The organism is Citrobacter sp. Marseille-Q5395, from assembly GCF_947057495.1.
GTDB classification, from domain to species: domain Bacteria; phylum Pseudomonadota; class Gammaproteobacteria; order Enterobacterales; family Enterobacteriaceae; genus Citrobacter; species Citrobacter murliniae.
In genome coordinates this window covers 19,659-41,893 of sequence record NZ_CAMSEL010000018.1, presented here as the reverse complement: position 1 = coordinate 41,893, position 22,235 = coordinate 19,659, and the positions used below count along the sequence as shown (strand labels likewise).

Sequence of the window (22,235 nt, the reverse complement as noted above, 5' to 3'; positions counted from 1 at the left end):
AAGATTGATGAGGTAAGGTATGAGCTTTTTTCACGCCAACCAGCGGGAAGCCCTGAATCAGAGCCTGGCAGAAGTGCAGGGTCAGATTAACGTTTCGTTCGAGTTTTTCCCGCCGCGCACCAGTGAAATGGAGCAAACCCTGTGGAACTCCATCGATCGTCTGAGCAGTCTGAAACCTAAGTTTGTTTCCGTCACCTATGGTGCAAACTCGGGTGAGCGTGACCGCACGCACAGCATTATTAAGGGAATTAAGGATCGCACGGGCCTCGAAGCGGCTCCGCACCTGACCTGTATTGATGCTACCCGTGATGAGTTGCGCACTATTGCTCAGGATTACTGGAACAACGGTATTCGTCATATTGTTGCTCTGCGCGGTGATTTGCCGGCAGGTGGTGGTAAGCCGGATATGTACGCTTCTGATCTGGTGACCTTGCTGAAAGATGTCGCAGATTTTGATATCTCAGTTGCGGCTTATCCGGAAGTGCATCCTGAAGCGAAAAGCGCACAGGCTGATTTGCTCAACCTGAAGCGTAAGGTCGATGCCGGAGCGAACCGCGCGATCACCCAATTTTTCTTTGATGTGGAAAGCTATTTGCGTTTTCGCGATCGCTGTGTGTCTGCGGGGATCGATGTGGAGATTATCCCGGGCATTCTGCCGGTTTCCAACTTTAAGCAAGCGAAAAAATTTGCTGACATGACTAACGTTCGCATTCCGGCGTGGATGTCGACAATGTTTGATGGCCTGGATGACGATGCCGAGACCCGTAAGCTGGTTGGGGCGAATATCGCCATGGATATGGTGAAGATTTTAAGTCGTGAAGGGGTGAAAGATTTCCACTTCTATACCCTCAATCGTGCGGAAATGAGCTACGCTATTTGCCACACGCTGGGTGTAAGACCGAATTAAACAGATGCCCCAGCCCTCTACGGAGGGCTTTTTATTGATCATTTTGATCTACATCTCTGTAACTTAAAATATAAAAGGAATTAGCTATCGAATCTGTGGGTTATTTCGACTATATCTTATCTCTGGTGGTGTATATCGTAGTCAGAACACTGTAAAGGGAGCATATAGATGAGCATGTCCGACGATAACCATAACGCATCAACTGCCGGTAAGTGTCCTTTTCATCAAGGCGGTCACGACCAGAGCGCGGGAGCAGGAACGAGCAACCGCGACTGGTGGCCTAATCAACTCCGTGTAGATCTGCTGAACCAACATTCCAACCGTTCGAACCCACTGGGTGAGGACTTTAACTACCGCAAAGAATTTAGCAAACTCGACTATTCTGCCCTGAAAGGGGATCTCAGAGCCCTCCTGTCCGAATCTCAACCGTGGTGGCCCGCTGACTGGGGCACTTATGCCGGTTTATTTATCCGCATGGCATGGCACGGCGCAGGTACCTATCGCTCTATTGATGGACGCGGTGGAGCGGGTCGTGGACAGCAGCGTTTTGCACCACTGAACTCCTGGCCGGACAACGTGAGTCTTGATAAGGCACGCCGTCTGCTGTGGCCAGTTAAGCAGAAATATGGTCAGAAAATTTCCTGGGCTGATCTGTTTATCCTTGCGGGTAACGTAGCGCTGGAAAACTCAGGTTTCCGTACCTTCGGTTTTGGTGCTGGTCGTGAAGACGTCTGGGAACCGGATCTTGACGTAAACTGGGGTGATGAGAAAGCCTGGCTGACTCACCGCCACCCTGAAGAGCTGGCAAAAGCGCCATTGGGCGCGACCGAGATGGGGCTTATCTATGTAAACCCGGAAGGTCCGGATCACAGCGGTGAGCCGCTTTCTGCAGCTGCAGCTATTCGTGCGACATTCGGCAACATGGGGATGAACGACGAAGAAACCGTAGCGCTAATCGGTGGTGGCCATACGTTAGGTAAAACTCATGGTGCAGCACCTGCATCACATGTCGGGGCCGACCCAGAGTCAGCACCGATTGAAGCACAGGGTTTAGGCTGGGCCAGCAGCTATGGTAGCGGTGCGGGCGCAGATGCTATCACGTCTGGTCTGGAAGTGGTTTGGACGCAAACACCAACCCAGTGGAGCAACTATTTCTTCGAGAACCTGTTCAAATACGAATGGGTACAAACTCGCAGCCCGGCCGGTGCCATCCAGTTTGAAGCGGTTGATGCGCCAGAAATCATTCCTGATCCGTTTGATCCGTCGAAAAAACGTAAGCCGACGATGCTGGTCACCGACCTGACGCTGCGTTTTGATCCTGAGTTCGAGAAAATCTCTCGTCGTTTCCTTAACGATCCGCAGGCGTTCAACGAAGCTTTTGCCCGTGCGTGGTTTAAACTGACGCACCGTGATATGGGGCCGAAAGCGCGTTACATTGGACCGGAAGTACCACAAGAAGATCTGATTTGGCAGGATCCGCTGCCGCATGCGTTCTTCAACCCAAGCGAAGAAGATATTCTTAACCTGAAGGCGACCATCGCGGCTTCCGGACTTTCCGTAGGCGAGCTGGTATCGGTGGCGTGGGCTTCGGCTTCTACATTCCGTGGTGGTGACAAACGTGGCGGTGCTAACGGTGCTCGCCTGGCGCTGAATCCACAACGTGGTTGGGATGTGAATGCCACTGCTGCACGTGTTCTGCCTGTGCTGGAAGGTATCTATAAATCTGCCCATACAGCCTCGTTGGCCGATATTATCGTGCTGGCCGGTGTTGTCGGTGTGGAGAAGGCAGCAAGCGCAGCGGGCGTCAGTATCACTGTACCTTTTGTTCCAGGCCGCGTGGATGCGCGTCAGGATCAAACCGATATTGAGATGTTTGAATTGCTGAAGCCGATTGCCGATGGCTTCCGTAACTATCGTTCCCGTCCTGACGTATCAACCACCGAATCGCTGCTGATTGATAAAGCGCAGCAGTTGACGTTAACCGCACCGGAAATGACCGTGCTGGTGGGTGGTATGCGTGTGCTGGGAACCAACTTTGATGGTAGCCAGCATGGCGTCTTTACCGATCGTCCTGGCGTGCTCAGCAATGATTTCTTCGTCAATCTGCTGGATATGCGCAACGAATGGAAAGCGGTGGATGAGTCGCAAGAACTGTTTGAAGGGCGCGACCGCCTGAACGGTGATGTGAAATACACCGCTACCCGCGCCGATCTGGTATTCGGTTCTAACTCGGTACTGCGTGCACTGGCAGAAGTTTATGCTTGCAGCGATGCCCACGAGAAGTTCGTGAAGGACTTTGTCGCGGCATGGGTGAAAGTGATGAATCTGGACCGTTTTGATCTGCTGTAATCTCAACGTCTAACACTTCAGCGGCTGCTTCCCGGCAGTCGCTGAAGTTTTTTTTGAGGCGTATATACCGGTCATACTTCAAGTTGCCGGTGTGTTGGCTACACTCAGAAACCCCAGTCACATAGTTATCTATGCCCCTGGGGATTTCTTCCTTTGCCGCCTTCCTGCAACTCGAATTATTTAGGGTATAGTACATAAAGGAAACGTCACTCTACGGGATTTATCATGTCTGCCTCAGGAAAGAGCAACCCACTGGCTGTCAGTGGTCTTCTCGTTCTCACTCTTATCTGGAGTTATAGCTGGATCTTCATGAAGCAAGTCACGAGCTATATTGGCGCGTTCGACTTTACATCTCTTCGCTGTATTTTCGGCACCCTCGTCTTATTTCTTGTTTTGCTCTTGCGTGGTCGTGGATTAAGACCGACGCCGTTTAAATTTACCCTGGCGATAGCGTTGTTACAGACCTGTGGCATGATCGGACTGGCGCAATGGGCGCTGGTCAGCGGCGGGGCGGGAAAGGTCGCCATCCTCACTTATACCATGCCATTCTGGGTGGTGATCCTGGCGGCGTTGTTTCTGGGGGAGCGGTTTCGACGTATGCAATATGCGGCAATCGGCATTGCCGCTGTTGGACTGGTGCTGGTGATGCAACCGTGGCAGCTTGATTTCACCTCGATGAAAAGTGCGCTGCTGGCGATCCTTTCCGGTGTGAGCTGGGGGGCGAGCGCAATTGTCGCCAAGCGAATGTACGCTCGTCATCCCAGGATTGATTTGCTCTCACTCACGGCGTGGCAAATGCTGTATGCCGCGCTGGTCATGAGCGTCGTTGCCTGGTGGGTGCCCCAACCGGAAGTTAACTGGCAACCTATTGTTTTTTGGGCACTGGCCTATAGCGCTATTCTGGCCACTGCGCTGGCCTGGAGCCTGTGGTTGTTTGTGCTGAAAAATCTGCCTGCGAGCATTGCCAGTTTAAGTACGCTGGCGGTGCCAGTATGCGGTGTGCTGTTTTCCTGGTGGTTGCTTGGTGAAAATCCAGGACCGATTGAAGGCGGCGGCATTGTGCTGATTGTACTGGCGTTAGCGCTTGTGAGCCGGAAAACGCAGGCGGATGGAAAATGAAGCGACAGGAAGGACATTCAAAAAGACTCCCGGCGTGAGCCGGGGGTCTTGGTCAGATTTTATTCCCATTCCTGCAGATAACGCTGACCGTACTGGTCTGCCACCAGCAGGGCGGCATAAACCTGATCGGGTGTCGCACCGCCAGGCATGTTGTGAATTGTTTCGCCCTCGACACAGGCTGCTTGTGCCACTATGCGCATTTTGGCTGGAATATCCTGTTTGATGTCCAGCTGCGCCAGCGTAATCGGCAGACCAACGGAATGGCACAATGCGGCAACGGTTTCAATTTCTTCTACCGGTGCGTTTTCCAGTACCAGTTGCGTTAGCGTGCCGAAAGCCACTTTCTCGCCGTGGTAGTAGTGATGTGCATCCGGGATTGCCGTCAGGCCGTTATGGATTGCGTGCGCGGCTGCCAGACCACCGCTTTCAAAACCGACGCCGCTCAGATAGGTGTTGGCTTCTACGACGCGTTCCAGTGCCGGGGTAACCACATGCTGCTCGGCGGCAAGCATGGCTTTTTCGCCTTCTTCAATCAGCGTGTTGTAGCACAGTTCAGCCAGCGCCAGCGCAGCCTGAGTACACTGACCACCCGCCATTGTGGTGGCGCCACTGCGTGAACAGGCGCGTGCTTCAAACCAGGTCGCCAGCGCATCGCCAATACCCGCAGCTAACAGACGCGCCGGTGCGCCCGCCACAATTTTGGTGTCAACAATAACCCTGTCCGGATTGTTGGGCAGCAGCAGATAGCGATCGAATTCGCCAGCATCGGTATAAATCACGGATAGCGCGCTGCATGGCGCATCGGTTGAAGCAATGGTTGGCACAATGGCGACGGGCACGTCCATAAAGTGAGCCAGCGCTTTCGCGGTATCCAGCGTTTTACCACCGCCAATACCGAGAACCGCGCCACACTTCGCTTGTTCAGCCACACCGCGCAGGCGGTCGATTTCGTTTTGTGAACATTCACCGCCAAATGGCACGATTTCCAGTGATAAACCGGCATCATGGAAGCTTTTTTCTACAGCGGGTTGTGCAAAACCTAAGACAAACTTGTCCCCAACGACCAGCCAGCGTTCTGCCAGTGGTTTGAGATAGCTGCCAAGACGGGTAATAACATCTGCCCCCTGGATGTACTTACCAGGTGATTGAATTATGCGATCCATACTTTAATCCTCTTCACAGGTTGATGTGACCAAATGCGTTGTTCCAGTCCTGCTCAAACTTCTCTATTGCTGACTCTACCGCAGGGGTGTTGAGCATTTGTTGCGCTACATCTAATGGCAGGGTGATTGCCTCACATCCTGCCAGTAAGCAATCCAGTGCCTGACGTGGCGTTTTAAAACTGGCTGCCAGCACCATGCTGTTTGGTGCATGCAGCTCCAGCAATGTTTGCAACTCTTGTACCGTGCGGATACCGTCGCCGCCCTGAGCGTCAATACGGTTAACATACGGTGCGACATATTTTGCCCCGGCCAGCGCTGCCAGCAGTCCCTGCGCCGCGCTGTATACGGCGGTGCCGAGTGTTGTAATGCCTTCTTTTTTCAATTGTTTGATAGCTGCGAGACCTTCGGAAGTGACCGGAATTTTCACCACGATGCCCGGTACCGCGTTGCTCAGGCGTTTGGCTTCTTTCACCATGCCATCCGCATCCCGACTCATCGTCTGGGCAAACAGAACGCCATTTTCGCCAATGGCCTTTTGCAGGCGTGGCAGTACGTCCCAGATGGGCTCTTTACCTGCCGCCACAATGCTCGGGTTGGTGGTCACACCTGCGATAGGGAAGATGCGGGCCAGACGTTCAACTTCCGCCACGTTGGCGGTATCCAGATACAGTTCCATATAAATACCCTCTTAAAGTTCAAGCTCGTGTTGCAGCAGGCTGGCAATAGCATCGGCAGATGCCGCGTTAACCAGTGCGTTGCGGAATTCTTCATGCATAATGCGGCGCGCCAGGCGTGAGAAAATACGCATATGCTGGTCACCGGCGGCGTGTTTGTTGAGCGTAAGCATGATGATGAATTGTGCATCTTCATCACCCCAGCGTACAGGTGCTGTCAGGCGCGCCACGCTAATCGTGGATTGTTCAATATGTTCAGACTTGCTGTGCGGAATGGCGAAGCTAAAGCCCAATCCAGTGGAGAAGACCGCTTCACGTGCCCACAGATCGGCCTCCAGCTTGCGCGGGTAGCGACAACGATTTGCCAGCAGCAGGTTGTCAGTCATTCCTTTGATCACTTCCTCTTTGTTGCGCCAGTCGCTATCCAGAGTAATACATTGCGCCGTAACCAGCGGGGCATCCTGTTGAGACATGCGGAACTGGGCCAGCAAGTGCTCCACTTCCAGCGAGGTGCGACAGGCCATCGCCTGATTCAGTAACTGGCGGCAGGCGCGGCTGTCCAGTTGCGCCATCCGTGCTTTGGCGGCAGGAATGGATGGTGCGCTCATGCTGATTTCATCTAATCCCAGGCCAATCAGTAGCGGCAACACCGATCCTTTTGCGCCAAGTTCACCGCACAGGCCAATCCACTTACCCTGACGATGTACCGCCTGTACCGCGAAATCCAGAGCGCGCAGGAAAGCTGGATTCAGGCTATTGTAGTGGCGCGTAACCTTGGCGTTGTCGCGATCGACCGCCAGCAGGTACTGGGTCAGGTCGTTGCTACCAATACTAAAGAAATCAATTTCTTCGCAACACTGATCGATGATAAACATTATTGATGGTACTTCCAGCATGATGCCGAGCTGAATCTTCTCATCAAACGGGATATGTTCATTACGCAACTGTTGTTTGGCTTCTGCCAGCTTCTCTTTGACCCACAGGATCTCTTCCATTGAGGAGATCATTGGGATCATGATTTTCAGGCTGCCGTGTGCAGAGGCTCGAAGTATCGCCCGGAGCTGCGTAGTAAACAGCGAAGCGTACTCTTCATAAATACGGACTGCGCGATAGCCGAGGAACGGGTTCGCTTCGGCTGGAATATTCAGGTAGTCAACGGGTTTATCACCACCGATGTCCATGGTCCGCACAATAATGCTGCGTCCTTGTGCGGACTCCAGTGCCTGGCAAAAAATGTTGTACAGCTCATTTTCACCGGGAGCGCTGGTGCGGTCCATATACAACATTTCTGTACGGAACAAGCCAACGGCTTCTGCACCGTTGCCAAAAGCCGCCTGTGCTTCCACGGAATGAGCAATGTTGGCTGCAACCTCCATACGTATACCATCTGCAGTACGAGCTTCCTGAGTCAGCCAGATACGCTGTTGTTTGCGCAAGGCCTCCTGTACGCGGGCTTCCTGTTGGTAGTAGCGGGCAACGGGTTCAGTCGGCGCGACGACGATCGCGCCTGCGTTGCCGTCGATGTAGGCGGTTTGTTGTTGCCACGGCGTTAAGGCTTCAATATCCACGCCCACTAGCGTGGGAATATTGAATGAGCGTGCAAGAATAACCGTATGGGAAGTCGTGCCACCGCTTTTTAGCAATAAGCCCTTAAGGAATGTTTTATCCAGTTCGAGGAACTGGCTGGGTGTGAGTTCATCAGCCATACAGATTGCTGGCTGGCTGAGTTTTCCCGGTGCAGGGAAGCGCTGTTCGCCATAAACTTGTTGCAGAAGTTGGAAGCAGACGTCGCGTACGTCCAGTGCGCGTTCTTGTAAATAACTGCTGCTGGAGCGGGTGAACTCATCACAGAAATGGTTGGCGCTTTCGACAATCGCCTGGGCGCAGCTTAAACCACGAGAAATGCCTGTCAGCAAATGTTGACGCAGGGAGGTGTCACTGGCCAGTGAGCGGTGAGCCTCCAGAATTGCACTGGTTGCACCATCGCTGTCGAGCAGGCGGAACTCAATATTCTTCATCAACAGCGTCAAGCCATTATCGAGCATGGATTGCTCGGCTTCCACATCGTTGGCAGTGGGGAGTTCGCCGAGCGCGTTAAGATCCAGTGAAGAGAGAAGTGTCAGCATGCCGCCTGCACTGCCGCTGCAGACTGCCCTGGCTCGAAAAAGCTGAGGATTAAGATTCGTTAGTGACGTCGGAAGCAGTTCCAGTTCACTGTTTTTGACCTCTTCCATCGGGGCATCACAGTGAGGGAATTCATCATGTAACCACTGACTCAATCTCTGGTGAGCAGTCTCCTCATCGGCACCGGAGATCAGCAGTTGACAGTTGTCACCTGCCAGAGTGTCGGTGCCAATCAGCGCCAGCGCGCTTTTGGCGTTGCCCTTTCGGTCAGTGCGAAGATTATGCCACTCAATGCGTGAGATAAAGCTGTTGCACAGCGTTTCAATGTGGCTTGCCGGACGGGCATGTACGCCATTGGGTAGCTCACAAGTAAATTCCACAATCAGGGCCATAGCCTCTCTCCCATAACGATTTCTGACTACAGAATAAAAGGGCAATGCCCAGGCCTGCCATGTGACAAATCTGTCAAAAACTGGACAAATGTAATGTAAGTTTCAAAGTGGGATATACCTCACAAGTCTTAATCCATTTAAGAATTCCTGGTATTCCGCAAGTTATGAGGCGGATCGCATTTTTGTACTGATATTACAAAAATCCAGTAAATGGCCTTTTTATCCACTGTCTGCGCTGCATCGGATTGCCTATTGTTTCCGCAACAACATTATGGACATGGGCCTCAAAAAGCCCGGGAGCGACTTATGAAAGAGTTGGTGCAGATCCTGAAAAACACCCGTCAGCACCTGATGACAGGTGTTTCGCATATGATCCCCTTCGTCGTAGCGGGCGGTATTTTACTGGCGGTCTCCGTCATGCTGTATGGCAAAGGAGCGGTACCGGATGCTGTGACCGATCCCAATCTCAAGAAGCTATTCGATATTGGTGTCGCCGGGCTGACCTTAATGGTGTCTTTTCTTGCGGCATACATCGGGTACTCGATCGCCGAGCGCTCTGCGCTGGCACCTTGTGCGATTGGTGCCTGGGTGGGCAACAGCTTTGGCGCTGGATTCTTTGGCGCGCTAATTGCCGGGGTCATCGGCGGTATTGTTGTTCACTATCTGAAGAAGATTCCGGTGCATAAGGTGTTGCGCTCGGTAATGCCCATCTTTGTTATTCCTATTGTCGGCACCTTTATTACTGCGGGCATCATGATGTGGGGACTGGGTGAACCGGTCGGTGCGTTAACCGCCAATTTGACGCAATGGTTGCAGGGAATGCAGCAGGGCAGTGTCGTGATGTTAGCGGTCATTATGGGTCTGATGCTGGCTTTTGATATGGGTGGCCCGATTAACAAGGTTGCTTATGCGTTCATGCTGATTTGCGTAGCGCAGGGTGTTTATACCGTGGTAGCGATAGCGGCTGTGGGGATCTGTGTACCACCGCTGGGATTAGGGCTAGCGACGCTAATGAGTCGTAAAAATTTCTCTTCTGAAGAACGCGAAGCGGGTAAAGCCGCATTAGTGATGGGGTGTGTTGGTGTTACGGAAGGGGCGATTCCTTTTGCTGCTGCTGACCCACTGCGCGTAATTCCATCCATTATGGTCGGTTCGACTTGTGGTGCAGTAACGGCCGCGTTGTTTGGCGCACAGTGTTATGCCGGTTGGGGGGGCTTAATCGTTCTGCCCGTTGTGGAAGGAAAACTAGGTTATATCGCGGCGGTCGTGGTTGGGGCAGTGGTGACGGCGGTCTGCGTTAACGTGCTGAAAAGTCTGGCAAGGAAGAAAGTGTCTCTGGTTGACGAGAATGAAGACGATCTGGATTTGGATTTTGAAACGAATTAAGTGAGGAATGAGCTATGACTAAAATTATCGCAGTAACAGCATGTCCTTCTGGTGTTGCACACACCTATATGGCAGCCGAAGCGCTGGAAAACGCAGCGAAGGCCAGGGGCTGGGAGATAAAAGTTGAGACACAGGGTTCGATTGGTCTGGAAAACGAACTGACCGCAGCGGATGTGGCAGATGCCGATATGGTGATTCTGACCAAAGATATCGGTATCAAGTTTGAGGAGCGCTTTGCGGGGAAAACCATCGTTCGTGTCAACATTAGCGATGCGGTAAAACGTGCCGATGCCATCATGAACAAGATTGGCGCGCATTTGGCGCAAACCGCGTAACTTTATATGCCAGGGAGCCTGCCTCATGACGAATCGTATTCAACGCCTCAAAGCCGCTCTGTTTAAAAACCATCGTGAGATTTCGCTCGAGCGTGCGCAGCTGTATACCGCCAGCCATCAGCAGACAGAAGGGGAGCCGGTTATTCTGCGTCGGGCTAAAGCAACCGCATATATCCTTGAGCATGTTGAAATATCGATTCGTGATGAGGAGCTGATTGCCGGGAACCGTACCGTGAAGCCGCGAGCAGGTATTATGTCGCCGGAAATGGACCCGTACTGGTTGCTTAAGGAGCTGGATCAGTTCCCGACACGTCCGCAGGATCGTTTTGACATCAGCGAAGAAGATAAGCGTCTCTATCGCGAGGTGTTGTTTCCCTACTGGGAAAAACGCTCGATGAAAGATTTCATCAACGGCCAGATGACCGATGAGGTGAAGGCGGCAGTCAGTACGCAGATTTTTAGCATTAACCAAACGGATAAAGGACAGGGGCATATCATTATTGATTATCCGCACCTGTTGAAACACGGGTTGGGTGAACTGGTATCGCAGATGCGTACACATAGTCGACTGAATCCGGATAACCATTTTTATCAGGCGGCGCTGTTGTTACTTGAGGCCTCGCAAAACCACATTCAACGTTATGCCACACTGGCAGAGAAAATGGCGGAAAGCTGTCCGGATGCGCATCGTCGTCAGGAACTGCTCGCTATTGCTGCTAACTCTCGTCATAACATGCAACATAAGCCACAAACTTTCTGGCAGGCGTGCCAGTTGTTCTGGTACATGAACATCATTCTGCAGTATGAATCCAATGCCAGCTCGCTCTCGCTGGGACGTTTTGATCAGTATATGCTGCCGTTTTACCAGGTTTCCCTGACCCAGGGAGACGATCCAGCCTTCTTAAAAGAACTGCTCGAATCGCTGTGGGTGAAATGCAATGACATCGTGCTGCTGCGTTCCACCAGTAGCGCGCGCTACTTCGCCGGATTCCCGACGGGGTATACCGCATTGCTTGGTGGGTTGACGGAGAGCGGGCGCAGTGCGGTAAACGTGCTCTCTTTCCTCTGCCTTGATGCCTACCAGAGTGTGCAACTACCACAGCCAAATCTCGGTGTACGCACCAATGCGTTAATTGATACGCCATTCCTGATGAAAACGGCGGAAACCATCCGCCTGGGCACCGGTATTCCTCAAGTCTTTAACGACGAAGTGGTGGTGCCTGCTTTCCTGAACCGGGGCGTATCGCTGGAAGATGCGCGAGATTACGCGGTGGTGGGCTGTGTGGAGCTGTCGATCCCGGGTAGAACCTACGGTCTGCACGATATTGCCATGTTTAATTTGCTGAAAGTGATGGAAATCAGCCTGTATGAGAATGAGGGTAACCACGAGTTGACGTTCGGAGGTCTGCTGTCACACATTCGAGCCAAAATCAGCCACTACATTACCCTGATGGTGGAAGGGAGTAATATTTGCGACATCGGTCATCGTGACTGGGCTCCGGTACCGTTGCTCTCCTCGTTTATTAACGATTGTCTGGTGAAGGGCTGCGATATCACCGATGGTGGAGCGCGTTACAATTTCTCCGGCGTACAAGGGATCGGTATTGCCAACCTGAGTGACTCTCTGCATGCCCTTAATGGGCTGGTATTCGAACAGCAGCGCTTAAGTTTTGACGAGCTGTTGTCGGTATTGAAGCGTAATTTCGCTACGACGGAGGGCGAGAAAATTCGCGCCAGACTGATTAACCGATTTGAGAAATACGGTAACGATATTGATGATGTGGATAACATCAGTGCCGAACTGCTGCGTCATTATTGCAAAGAGGTGGAAAAATACCAGAATCCGCGCGGTGGGCAATTTACACCCGGTTCATATACCGTATCTGCACACGTACCGCTGGGATCGGTCGTTGGGGCGACGCCGGACGGTCGTTATGCCGGGGAGCAGCTGGCTGATGGCGGCTTATCGCCGATGCTCGGTCAGGATATGCAGGGGCCGACAGCGGTGCTGAAGTCAGTTAGTAAGCTGGACAACACCCTGCTGTCGAACGGCACGTTATTGAACGTGAAGTTCACACCGGCCACGCTGGAAGGTGAGGCTGGTTTGCGCAAGCTGGCGGATTTCTTGCGGGCGTTTACCCAGCTTAAACTACAGCATATCCAGTTTAACGTGGTGAATGCCGATACGTTGCGGGAAGCCCAGCAGCGTCCGCAGGACTTCGCCGGACTGGTGGTTCGCGTGGCTGGATACAGCGCTTTCTTTGTCGAATTATCGAAGGAGATTCAGGATGACATTATTCGCCGGACCGCACATCAACTGTGAGGTTGTGGAGGTATCTGGCGAGGAGGTTGCACGCATTTTCAATATTCAGCGTTACTCGCTGAATGACGGGCAGGGGATCCGCACTGTAGTCTTTTTTAAAGGCTGCCCGCACACCTGTCCGTGGTGTGCTAATCCTGAATCTATTTCCCCGCGTATTGAAACAGTACGGCGGGAGAGTAAATGTCTGCACTGCGCACCGTGTCTGCGAGATGTCGATGAATGCCCTTCCGGCGCGTTTGAGCACATTGGTCGTGATATCTCCCTTGATGCGCTGGAACGTGAGGTAATGAAAGATGATATTTTCTTTCAAACCTCTGGTGGCGGGGTGACGCTTTCTGGTGGCGAAGTACTGATGCAGGCCGCTTTCGCCATCCGGTTTTTACAGCGTCTGCGACGCAACGGTGTGCAGTGCGCGATTGAAACGGCGGGGGATGCTCCCGCCAGTCGTCTGCTCCCGCTGGCAAAGTTATGCGATGAGGTGCTTTTCGATCTTAAAATTATGGATGAACGCCAGGCTCGCGAGATGGTGAATATGAATCTGCCGCGTGTACTAAAGAATTTACAGCTATTAGTTGGTGAGGGGGTCAATGTGATCCCTCGTCTGCCGCTGATTCCGGGCTTTACGCTCAGCGTGGAGAACATGCAGCGTGCGCTGACCTTATTGTCATCATTAGATATAAAGCAAGTACATCTGCTACCGTTTCATCAGTATGGTGAGCCGAAATATCGCCTTCTTGGGCAGCAGTGGTCGATGAAGGATGTGCCCGCCCCGTCAGCACAAGAGGTGGCGACGTTGCGTAAGATGGCAGAAGACGCCGGATTTCAGGTAACCGTAGGAGGTTGATATGGCAGTCGCATCTGTTCGATATCTGGTTGCAGTGACCGCTTGCGTCAGCGGCGTCGCACATACCTATATGGCTGCCGAGCGGCTGGAAAAACTCTTTCAGCAGGACAAGTGGAACATCAAGATTGAAACTCAGGGGGCGCTGGGAACGGAGAATCGTTTGACGGAAGACGATATTAGTCGCGCCGATGTGGTGTTGCTGATTACCGATATTGAGCTGGCAGGTGCTGAGCGATTTACGCAAAGTCGTTACGTCCAGTCGGGAATTAGCGCTTTTTTGCGGGAACCTCAACGGGTGATGAGTGCCGTACGTAAAGTACTGTCGGCACCACAACATACTCATCTTATTCTGGACTAACTTTCTTGTCCGTCAACTGGCTGTGATATTGCCGACGATACTCTGAAGGTGAACGCTCGGTATTTTTTCGAAACAGGCGACAGAAGTAATTGCTGTCAACAAATCCACAGGTGTGGGCCACTTCTTTGACTTTCAGATCGTAACCCTTTAGTAGCGTCTTTGCGTGCTCCAGCCGCGTATGGTTCAGGTATTCGTTAAAGCCAATGGTCCCTGTTTTTTGAAACAGGTGCGAAAGGTAATTTGGAGAGATGTAGAACGCCTGGGCCACGGATTCCCGGGTGAGCGGAGAGGCGTAATGTTCGTCAATATAGTCACGAATAGCTTCAAAAAGCGCCTGGCTGCGTGACGCCGTCTGGATCTGGCTTCCCAGCAGGTCGCGACAATGGCTGAGCAGACTGGAGACGATCAGTCTGGCCGTTTGCTGCTCCTGAGGCTGCATCTGCATTTCATTGAGTGTATGTAACAGGAAAGAACCGATACGTGGCCCGCGTCGTGCGACGTGTTGCTTTGTGAGGTTTTGATACTGCTTACCATCCCACTGCACGACACTGAAACCCAGTTGCTGTTTGCCGAATAAGATGCTCAGCGTCGTTACCGGTGTTTGCCATTGTGGGAAGTTCCAGCCCCCTGCCGGGATATACAGAACATCATAAGGCGTTAACGTAGTGGATGCGCCTGCAACACTGCTATCGGTGAATTCGCCCTCCAGCACAATCTCCAGTCGCGGAAAATCAACCTGATATGCCAGCTCTGGCATTGAACCATTAGTACTGGGGAAATACACCTTGCACAGTGGTGTCGGGCCGTTAATCAGGCGGGAGAGAAGATGGCTGATGTCGTGATACATGTTAATCCCTTGCAGATCGCAGACAGGGAAACAGTAGCGTCGAAAGCGGGGAGTCTCAAGTGATAAATTACCGGATGGCGCTGCGCTTTCCGGCCTACGGGACTGAGTGGATCGTAGGCCGGATAAGGCATTCTATTACTGATTCCCGATTTGATCCCCATACGGCAGGGTATCGTAATCAATCAGGGCGTTTTTCTTGTACGGATTACCAATCCAGCGGGTTGTTTCTTTAAACTGCGGGTTGGTAATAGCACGGGTCGGATCGAATCCATCGTAAGTGAAGCCAGCTAAATCAGACCAGGTATGGATAAGCTCAGAGCTGCTGTATTTTCGATTCACATCCTGGGAGAAATCTCGTGGATGCGCGGCCTGCCATTTTTCAGAGGTCCACAGCAGGAACGGAACCGTATACATATGGCGAGTTGGGTTGTCTTCATTTCGACCCTGCGTTTTATGCGGCGGTGTGTCATATACCTCTTCTCCGTGGTCAGAGAAATAGAGCAGGAAGCCGTTCGGATCGGTCGCTTTGTAATCTTTGATCAGGCTAGCAATGATGTGGTCGTTATAAACATTGGCATTGTCATAATCGTTATATGACTCCAGTTCATCGCTGCTCAGACCCGGAGGAACGTTGTCGATATTATTATCGAACTTGCCCTGACCTTCCGGATAACGGAATTTGTACTTAATGTGCGTACCCAGCAGATGAACGATGATGAACTTTTTCGGTGCCGGGTCAGCCATGACTTCTTTAAATGGAGCCAGCACGTTGCTGTCGTATTCGCGCGCACTTTGGGTACGCTGCTGGTTCATATAAAACTGCTTGTCCGTCTGCTTAGAAAATACGGTCAACATGGTATTACGCGCAGTCATTGTTTGCTGATTGGTGATCCAGAAGGTTTTATACCCTGCCTGTTTCATCATATTCATCAGTGACGGCTGCGTCAGATACAAATCCGGATTCTTCTCGTTAGCGAAGGTCAGCGCCTGCTGCAGGATTTCAATCGTGTACGGACGTGAGGTCACGACATTATTGAACACGGTTAAATTAGGATCAGATTTGTGCAATGCGTCCAGCTCAGGCGTGGTTTCACGTGGATAACCGTACAAACTCATGCGTCCACGCTGAGTTGATTCACCAATCACCAGTACCAGCGTGCGCGGGGCATCACCTGAGTTATCTTTAAAGTTAGCCAGTGGCGGCAGCGCATTGTTCTCATTCAGCAGGCTATTCAATGAGGTCAGTTGCTGACGATACTGATAGTAGCCTGAGATAAACTGCCACGGCGCGGCTGGCTCCATACGTGAAGCAAGGCCATCCAGCGTTTTCTCAAAAGGTTTGTGTTTAATAAACGTATTAACGGCCATCGGATGCAGAATCAGACCGTATAACAGCGCAAACGACACCAGATAACGCCAGGGTGACGGAATATAGACCGGGCGCAGGCGGGTCCACAGCAGAATAGCAACTGCCGTGTAGGCCAATGCGATAAGGACAATCTTCAGGCTGAAGTATTGGCTCAGGTATTCGCTGGCTTCGTTTGCGTTGGTCTCAAACATCACGTACAGAACGCTCTGCGAGAACTCCTGTCCGTAAATAACGTAATAGCTCAGCGCAGCCAGTGAAGCAGCCCACAGCACCACGCCAATAACGGCGGCGATAATGCGAATACGGTTTGGAAATAAGAATACTGGGATCAACCACAGTGAGCTGAACAGTAAAGAGTCGCGTAATCCGGTAGACCCGCTGTAACCACTGAAATAAATAACGGCCTGTAGTAAGGTGGAAAAAAACCAAAAATAGAGGAGCGCCCAACCCAGGGCTTTCCAGCTAAACAAAGGTTTAGGCTGGAGTTGTAAGGATTGCATAGTGTGAGCCTGTCTTTAATCGTGTCGCCAAGAGTAGCGGCTAAATATTAAGAGGAACTGAAGCTTCGCGACGTAAATATCGCGTTTTGTTGATGATTTATTCATGAAATGAATGAATCAGGCTGGAAATATATTTGAAATGAAGTGGTTATGACAAGCGTTTTCGAGGTCACCCCCGCGCAATAGCACGAGGGTGACGGGGGATTAACTTAACCTGTATTACGCATACCGGCAGCAACACCTGCGATAGTGACCATCAGCGCTTGTTCAACGCGTGGATCCGGTGCTTTACCTTGTTCTTCCGCCTGGCGCGAACGATGTAAAAGCTCTGCCTGTAGAACGTTTAGCGGATCAGTATAAATATTTCTTAACTGAATAGACTCGGCAATCCACGGCAGGTCGGCCATCAGATGTGAGTCATTGGCAATCGCCAGCACCACATTGATATCAGCTTCCAGACGGTGACGCAGTTCTTCGCCCAGCGGCCAGAGCTCTTTTTTGACCAAACGCTGATCGTAGTACTCTGCCAGCCACAGGTCAGCTTTCGAGAACACCATTTCCAGCATGCCAAGACGCGTGGAGAAGAATGGCCAGTCGCGGCACATCGCTTCAAGTTCGCTTTGTTTTCCATCTTCAACCACTTTTTGCAGCGCGGTACCTGCACCCAACCATGCCGGAAGCATCAGGCGGTTCTGGGTCCAGGCAAAAATCCACGGAATGGCTCGCAGAGACTCTACCCCGCCAGTTGGGCGGCGTTTTGCCGGACGTGAGCCTAGCGGTAATTTACCCAGCTCTTGCTCCGGGGTTGCAGAGCGGAAGTACGGAACAAAGTCTTTGTTTTCGCGAACATAACCACGGTACAGTTCGCAGGAGATATCTGAAAGCTCGTCCATAATATGACACCAGGCATCTTTCGGCTCTGGCGGTGGCAACAAGTTGGCTTCCAGAATTGCGCCCGTGTACAAAGACAGACTGCTGATGGTGACTTCCGGTAGACCGTATTTGAAGCGGATCATCTCACCTTGCTCAGTCACACGCAGTCCGCCTTTCAGGCTGCCAGGCGGCTGGGAGAGTAACGCGGCATGGGCTGGTGCGCCACCCCGTCCAATTGAACCGCCACGGCCGTGGAACAACGTCAGCTCAATGCCGGCTTTTTCGCAGGTTTTGATCAGCGCATCCTGTGCCTGATATTGCGCCCAGGAGGCCGCCATCACGCCTGCGTCTTTTGCCGAGTCAGAGTAGCCGATCATGACCATCTGTTTGCCCTGAATAAGACCGCGATACCAGTCGATATTTAACAGCTGAGTCATAACATCGTCAGCATTGTTCAGGTCGTCCAGCGTTTCAAACAGCGGTGCTACCGGCATGGTAAAACCAATGCCAGCTTCTTTCAGCAGCAGGTGAACGGCCAGCACATCTGACGGCGTTTTCGCCATCGAGATAACGTAGGCGGCAATAGAGCCATAAGGTGCTTCGGCAATCACCCGACAGGTATCGAGTACTTCACGGGTTTCGTTACTCGGTTCCCAGCTGCGTGGCAGCAGTGGACGTTTGGAATTCAGTTCGCGGATCAGGAAGGCCTGTTTGTCTGCTTCTGACCAGCTTTCGTAGTCGCCAATTCCCAGATAACGGGTCAGTTCGCCCAGCGCTTCGGTATGACGGGTGCTTTCCTGACGAATATCGATACGCACCAGCGGTACGCCAAAACATTTCACCCGGCGGAGGGTATCGAGCAGTTCGCCATTGGCGATGATACCCATACCGCAAGCTTGCAGAGACTGGTAACACGCGTACAACGGTTCCCATAGCTGCTCGTTTTGCGTCAACAAGCCTGCAGGTTTTGGCAATTTTTCGCCTTTCAGACGCGCTTCCAGCCAGGCCTGGGTCGTCATCAGGCGTGAACGCAGCATTTTCATCAGGTGGCGGTAAGGTTCTGCCGCCCCTTCTTCACCCACCAGCGCTAAGAGCTCCGGAGTGGCATCGACCATCGATAGCTCAGAAACCAGAAACTGGATGTCTTTCAGGAACAGGTCGGTCGCTTTCCAGCGGCTGAGCAACAGTACATGACGGGTGATATCCGCCGTCACGTTCGGGTTGCCGTCACGGTCACCCCCCATCCAGGAGGTGAATCGGACCGGGACAAAATCGACGGGCAGCTTATAGTTCAGATGCTCTTCCAACTGTTCGTTCAGTTCACGCAGATAGTTCGGCACACCTTCCCACAGGCTGTTTTCAACCACGGCGAAGCCCCATTTGGCTTCATCAACCGGGCTGGGACGTATTTTACGGATTTCATCCGTATGCCAGGACTGGGCGATTAACTGGCGCAGGCGGCGCATCAGTTGGTGGCGTTCGTAATCGACGATGTCTTTGTTATCCAGTTGTTTGAGGCAGGCATTGACCTCACCCATTTTATGGATCAGCGTGCGACGGGTAATTTCGGTCGGGTGTGCGGTCAGTACCAGCTCCAGAGACAACGCCTCCACTGCTTTTTTGATGGTGGCTTCATCAAGGTTGGGCTGGGCTTTCAGTTTACGCAGGGTGCGAGCAATCACTTCCGGGTTGCTGGCAGCTTCGCCTTTTGGCGAAATGCTGTGGTATTGCTCGGCGGTGTTGGCCAGGTTCAGGAACTGGCTAAACGCGCGGGCAACTGGCAGTAGCTCGTCATTAGACAGGTTCTGTAGCGTGGTGAGCAACTCCTGGCGATTAGCTTCATTGCCAGCGCGAGATGATTTGGACAACTTACGGATTGTTTCTACGCGATCAAGAATGTTCTCTCCCAGCGCATCCTTGATGGTTTCTCCCAGCACTTTGCCGAGCATACTGACATTACTACGCAACGCGGAATATTGTTCGTTCATATGACCCCAGACACCCCATCTTTAATTTGATTGCCCTGTAGCTTTCACGCACAGCGGTATTGGCTGCGTTTGCTCACCCTGGTCACTATGCTCCCTGGGATGTGCCTGCTTGCCGTCTTGCTGCGCTGCGAAATCTTTCAGGCTCAACTTTATTCACTTTTATAAAGCCACGTAAAACCCCTGACGTCAATTGCTGCGAAATCGGTTCAGCAAACGAATAAATGGCGGGAATTTACGAAAGTTAATTCACAACCTGCCAGATAAGAAATGCTTATGGGAATATACAAAACTGAGCACAAAACGATCACGGCTGGCATGCACGCGATTGTTGGCCCGGAAAGCGTTACGCCACCGGGCAATATAAATTAATGCCAGCAGAAGTGATGAACAACCTGGGTTATCAATTCGCGAGTTGGTTTAATAAAGCGTGTTTCCAGATACTCATCTGGTTGGTGCGCCTGATTAATTGAACCCGGTCCGAGTACCAACGTTGGGCATAACGTCTGGATAAACGGCGCTTCAGTGCAGTAGTTCACCACTTCCGTTTGCGCGCCCAGCAGTTTTTCAACCACTTCCACCAATTGATGATCTGGCGGACATTCGTAGCCAGGGATGGGTGGATGCAGTTCGGATACCGTCAGACGACCCGGCCAGCGTTCACTGACCGGAGCCAGTGCATCGTTTAGTAACCCATTGAGGTCGTTGAGCGTCATGCCCGGGAGCGGACGAATATCCATGTGCAGTTCGCAGCATGCACAAATGCGGTTGGCGGCATCGCCCCCGTGGATATGGCCGAGATTGAGCGTGGGGTACGGAACCGTAAACGCCTCATAGTGATAACGTTCTTTCAGGTCATCGCGCAGCTTCATGATGTGGCCAATCGCGTCATGCATCAGCTCGATAGCGTTAATGCCACGCGCCGGATCGCTGGAGTGACCAGACTGCCCCAAAATACGTATCGCATTAGAAATATGACCTTTGTGCGCACGAACCGGTTGCAGGGAGGTCGGTTCGCCAATGATTGCACAGTCCGGGCGTAACGAGGTGGTTTCAGCGAAATAGCGTGCCCCCGCCATGCTGGTTTCTTCATCGGCGGTCGCCAAAATGTAGAGCGGCTTTTTCAGTTTTGCGACATCCACATCGCGCAGCGCATCGAGGATAAAGGCGAAGAAGCCTTTCATATCCGCCGTGCCCAGGCCATAGAGCTTATTGTCGTGTTCGGTCAGGGTGAATGGATCACGCGTCCATCGTCCGTCATCAAACGGTACGGTATCGGTATGGCCCGCAAGCAACAGACCACCTGCACCTTGTCCGATACTTGCCAGCATATTGAATTTATTGCGCGTACCAGGAACAGGCTGGACTTCAACACTGAAGCCTAATTCTTTGAACCAGTCCGCCAGCATAGTGATTAAACCTGCATTACTTTGATCGAGCGCTTCTTCCGTGGCGCTAATCGACGGTGTGGCAATCAGAGCACGGTAAATCTCGATAAATGGCGGTAAATTGTTTTTCATTGTTGACACACCTCGGGTCATGATAGTATCAATATTCATGCATTATTTGTGAATAAAAATACACTAACGTTAAGCGTAATAAAACCCACCAAGTGTAAGGTGAGGTGATAAAGGCTTATACCTGGCAACCGAATATAAGAAGGTGAACAGCCCCGATGTTGAATACGCTGATTGTGGGCGCCAGTGGCTATGCTGGCGCAGAGCTTGTGACCTATGTAAATCGCCATCCTGATATGACCATAACCGCTTTGACTGTCTCAGCGCAAAGCAATGATGCAGGAAAATTAATCTCTGATTTACATCCGCAGTTAAAGGGCATTGTTGATTTACCATTGCAGCCAATGTCGGATATTAGCGAGTTTAGCGCAGGGGTTGACATTGTGTTCCTCGCAACAGCGCATGAAGTGAGCCATGACCTGGCGCCACAGTTTCTGCAAGCGGGTTGTGTGGTATTCGATCTCTCGGGTGCGTTCCGTGTAAACGACGGCGCCTTCTATGAAAAATATTATGGCTTTACTCACCAGCACCCGGACCTGCTGGAGCAGGCGGTGTACGGCCTGGCTGAGTGGAGCGCAGACAAACTGAAAGACGCGAATCTGATTGCTGTCCCTGGTTGTTACCCGACAGCAGCGCAACTGTCACTCAAGCCGCTGATTGATGCCGATCTTCTGGATCTCAGCCAGTGGCCTGTGATTAACGCCACCAGTGGCGTGAGCGGCGCGGGCCGTAAAGTGGCAATATCGAACAGTTTTTGCGAGGTCAGTCTGCAGCCGTATGGCGTGTTTACCCATCGCCATCAGCCAGAAATTGCTACTCATCTGGGGGCGGACGTTATTTTCACACCACATTTGGGCAACTTCCCGCGCGGGATTCTGGAAACCATCACCTGCCGTTTGCAGCCGGGTATCACCCACGCCCAGGTCGCCGATGTGTTACAGCAGGCGTATAGCAATAAGCCATTGGTACGTCTGTATGACAAAGGTGTACCGGCACTGAAAAACGTGGTTGGTTTACCATTCTGCGATATCGGATTCGCCGTTCAGGGTGAGCATCTGATTGTGGTAGCGACAGAAGATAATTTATTGAAGGGCGCGGCAGCACAGGCCATGCAGTGTGCAAATATCCGTTTCGGCTTTGCTGAAACGCAGTCTCTTATTTAAGGGTGCA

At 52.1% G+C, this 22,235-nt stretch carries 16 protein-coding genes; 9 read left to right on the top strand and 7 right to left on the bottom strand.

Going from position 1 to position 22,235, the window contains the following annotated elements:
* The first annotated feature begins 19 nt into the window (after positions 1-19).
* The 3 genes from metF (at position 20) to OH663_RS19100 (ending at position 4,375) form a co-directional block, all read left to right on the top strand.
* Complete coding sequence (gene metF / locus OH663_RS19110; RefSeq protein WP_045449335.1) at positions 20-907, top strand: methylenetetrahydrofolate reductase; 888 nt, start codon at positions 20-22, stop codon at positions 905-907.
* A gap of 168 nt (positions 908-1,075) precedes the next feature.
* Complete coding sequence (gene katG, locus OH663_RS19105; protein ID WP_048223404.1) at positions 1,076-3,256, top strand: catalase/peroxidase HPI; 2,181 nt, start codon at positions 1,076-1,078, stop codon at positions 3,254-3,256.
* Positions 3,257-3,481: 225 nt separating this feature from the next.
* Positions 3,482-4,375, top strand: a complete 894-nt coding sequence (locus OH663_RS19100) for a DMT family transporter (protein WP_045449339.1) — start codon at positions 3,482-3,484, stop codon at positions 4,373-4,375.
* Positions 4,376-4,434: 59 nt separating this feature from the next.
* Here the strand turns inward: OH663_RS19100 and gldA are convergent, their stop codons facing one another.
* From gldA to ptsP, 3 genes are read right to left on the bottom strand one after another with little or no spacing between them, the layout of a single operon-like run.
* On the bottom strand, positions 4,435-5,538 hold the full coding sequence (gene gldA / locus OH663_RS19095) for a bifunctional L-1,2-propanediol dehydrogenase/glycerol dehydrogenase (protein ID WP_048223407.1): 1,104 nt from the start codon (positions 5,536-5,538) through the stop codon (positions 4,435-4,437).
* A gap of 13 nt (positions 5,539-5,551) precedes the next feature.
* Positions 5,552-6,214 (bottom strand): fructose-6-phosphate aldolase, encoded by a 663-nt coding sequence (gene fsa / locus OH663_RS19090; RefSeq protein WP_045449343.1) that lies wholly within the window; start codon positions 6,212-6,214, stop codon positions 5,552-5,554.
* Positions 6,215-6,226: 12 nt separating this feature from the next.
* Positions 6,227-8,728 carry a phosphoenolpyruvate--protein phosphotransferase gene (ptsP, locus tag OH663_RS19085; protein ID WP_200012982.1) on the bottom strand — a complete coding sequence of 834 codons (2,502 nt, stop codon included), beginning with the start codon at positions 8,726-8,728 and terminating at the stop codon, positions 6,227-6,229.
* Positions 8,729-9,034: 306 nt separating this feature from the next.
* Between ptsP and OH663_RS19080 the strand changes: the two genes are divergently transcribed.
* The 5 genes from OH663_RS19080 to OH663_RS19060 are packed head-to-tail and all read left to right on the top strand — an operon-like array spanning position 9,035 to position 13,974.
* Positions 9,035-10,114 (top strand): PTS fructose transporter subunit EIIC, encoded by a 1,080-nt coding sequence (locus OH663_RS19080; RefSeq protein ID WP_263525792.1) that lies wholly within the window; start codon positions 9,035-9,037, stop codon positions 10,112-10,114.
* A 14-nt stretch (positions 10,115-10,128) separates the two neighbouring features.
* On the top strand, positions 10,129-10,449 hold the full coding sequence (locus OH663_RS19075; RefSeq protein ID WP_045449349.1) for a PTS fructose-like transporter subunit IIB: 321 nt from the start codon (positions 10,129-10,131) through the stop codon (positions 10,447-10,449).
* Positions 10,450-10,474: 25 nt separating this feature from the next.
* Positions 10,475-12,772, top strand: coding sequence for a formate C-acetyltransferase (locus OH663_RS19070; protein ID WP_045449351.1), 2,298 nt, complete (start codon positions 10,475-10,477; stop codon positions 12,770-12,772).
* Positions 12,738-13,616 (top strand): [formate-C-acetyltransferase]-activating enzyme, encoded by an 879-nt coding sequence (locus OH663_RS19065; RefSeq protein ID WP_200012986.1) that lies wholly within the window; start codon positions 12,738-12,740, stop codon positions 13,614-13,616. The genes OH663_RS19070 and OH663_RS19065 overlap by 35 nt, the downstream gene beginning before the upstream one ends.
* Before the next feature lies 1 nt (position 13,617).
* On the top strand, positions 13,618-13,974 hold the full coding sequence (locus tag OH663_RS19060) for a PTS fructose-like transporter subunit IIB (RefSeq protein ID WP_045449354.1): 357 nt from the start codon (positions 13,618-13,620) through the stop codon (positions 13,972-13,974).
* Here the strand turns inward: OH663_RS19060 and OH663_RS19055 are convergent.
* The 4 genes from OH663_RS19055 to argE all read right to left on the bottom strand — a co-directional run bounded on the left by OH663_RS19055 (position 13,961) and on the right by argE (position 21,068).
* Positions 13,961-14,821 carry an AraC family transcriptional regulator gene (locus tag OH663_RS19055; protein WP_045449357.1) on the bottom strand — a complete coding sequence of 287 codons (861 nt, stop codon included), beginning with the start codon at positions 14,819-14,821 and terminating at the stop codon, positions 13,961-13,963. The two genes, OH663_RS19060 and OH663_RS19055, sit on opposite strands and share 14 nt — an antisense overlap.
* A 135-nt stretch (positions 14,822-14,956) precedes the next feature.
* Positions 14,957-16,690, bottom strand: a complete 1,734-nt coding sequence (locus OH663_RS19050) for a phosphoethanolamine transferase CptA (RefSeq protein ID WP_045449359.1) — start codon at positions 16,688-16,690, stop codon at positions 14,957-14,959.
* Between the two features lie 209 nt (positions 16,691-16,899).
* Positions 16,900-19,551 (bottom strand): phosphoenolpyruvate carboxylase, encoded by a 2,652-nt coding sequence (gene ppc / locus OH663_RS19045; protein ID WP_045449361.1) that lies wholly within the window; start codon positions 19,549-19,551, stop codon positions 16,900-16,902.
* 365 nt (positions 19,552-19,916) lie between these two features.
* Positions 19,917-21,068: an acetylornithine deacetylase gene (argE, locus tag OH663_RS19040; protein ID WP_045449364.1), complete on the bottom strand. Its 1,152-nt coding sequence runs from the start codon at positions 21,066-21,068 to the stop codon at positions 19,917-19,919.
* Positions 21,069-21,223: 155 nt separating this feature from the next.
* Here argE and argC point away from each other — a divergent pair, with 155 nt between their 5' ends.
* The gene (gene argC, locus OH663_RS19035; protein ID WP_200012987.1) at positions 21,224-22,228 is read left to right on the top strand and encodes an N-acetyl-gamma-glutamyl-phosphate reductase; all 1,005 of its coding nucleotides are present in this window, start codon (positions 21,224-21,226) and stop codon (positions 22,226-22,228) included.
* Positions 22,229-22,235: the final 7 nt, after the last annotated feature.

Excerpts from the sequence above, each read along its gene's own strand:
- fsa (WP_045449343.1), bottom strand. The coding sequence starts at position 6,214 with ATGGAACTGTATCTGGATACCGCCAACGTGGCGGAAGTTGAACGTCTG.
- gldA (WP_048223407.1), bottom strand. The coding sequence starts at position 5,538 with ATGGATCGCATAATTCAATCACCTGGTAAGTACATCCAGGGGGCAGAT.
- OH663_RS19060 (WP_045449354.1), top strand. The coding sequence starts at position 13,618 with ATGGCAGTCGCATCTGTTCGATATCTGGTTGCAGTGACCGCTTGCGTC.
- OH663_RS19055 (WP_045449357.1), bottom strand. The coding sequence starts at position 14,821 with ATGTATCACGACATCAGCCATCTTCTCTCCCGCCTGATTAACGGCCCG.
- argE (WP_045449364.1), bottom strand. The coding sequence starts at position 21,068 with ATGAAAAACAATTTACCGCCATTTATCGAGATTTACCGTGCTCTGATT.
- OH663_RS19080 (WP_263525792.1), top strand. The coding sequence starts at position 9,035 with ATGAAAGAGTTGGTGCAGATCCTGAAAAACACCCGTCAGCACCTGATG.
- katG (WP_048223404.1), top strand. The coding sequence starts at position 1,076 with ATGAGCATGTCCGACGATAACCATAACGCATCAACTGCCGGTAAGTGT.
- metF (WP_045449335.1), top strand. The coding sequence starts at position 20 with ATGAGCTTTTTTCACGCCAACCAGCGGGAAGCCCTGAATCAGAGCCTG.
- OH663_RS19100 (WP_045449339.1), top strand. The coding sequence starts at position 3,482 with ATGTCTGCCTCAGGAAAGAGCAACCCACTGGCTGTCAGTGGTCTTCTC.
- OH663_RS19075 (WP_045449349.1), top strand. The coding sequence starts at position 10,129 with ATGACTAAAATTATCGCAGTAACAGCATGTCCTTCTGGTGTTGCACAC.
- argC (WP_200012987.1), top strand. The coding sequence starts at position 21,224 with ATGTTGAATACGCTGATTGTGGGCGCCAGTGGCTATGCTGGCGCAGAG.
- ptsP (WP_200012982.1), bottom strand. The coding sequence starts at position 8,728 with ATGGCCCTGATTGTGGAATTTACTTGTGAGCTACCCAATGGCGTACAT.
- OH663_RS19050 (WP_045449359.1), bottom strand. The coding sequence starts at position 16,690 with ATGCAATCCTTACAACTCCAGCCTAAACCTTTGTTTAGCTGGAAAGCC.
- OH663_RS19065 (WP_200012986.1), top strand. The coding sequence starts at position 12,738 with ATGACATTATTCGCCGGACCGCACATCAACTGTGAGGTTGTGGAGGTA.
- OH663_RS19070 (WP_045449351.1), top strand. The coding sequence starts at position 10,475 with ATGACGAATCGTATTCAACGCCTCAAAGCCGCTCTGTTTAAAAACCAT.
- ppc (WP_045449361.1), bottom strand. The coding sequence starts at position 19,551 with ATGAACGAACAATATTCCGCGTTGCGTAGTAATGTCAGTATGCTCGGC.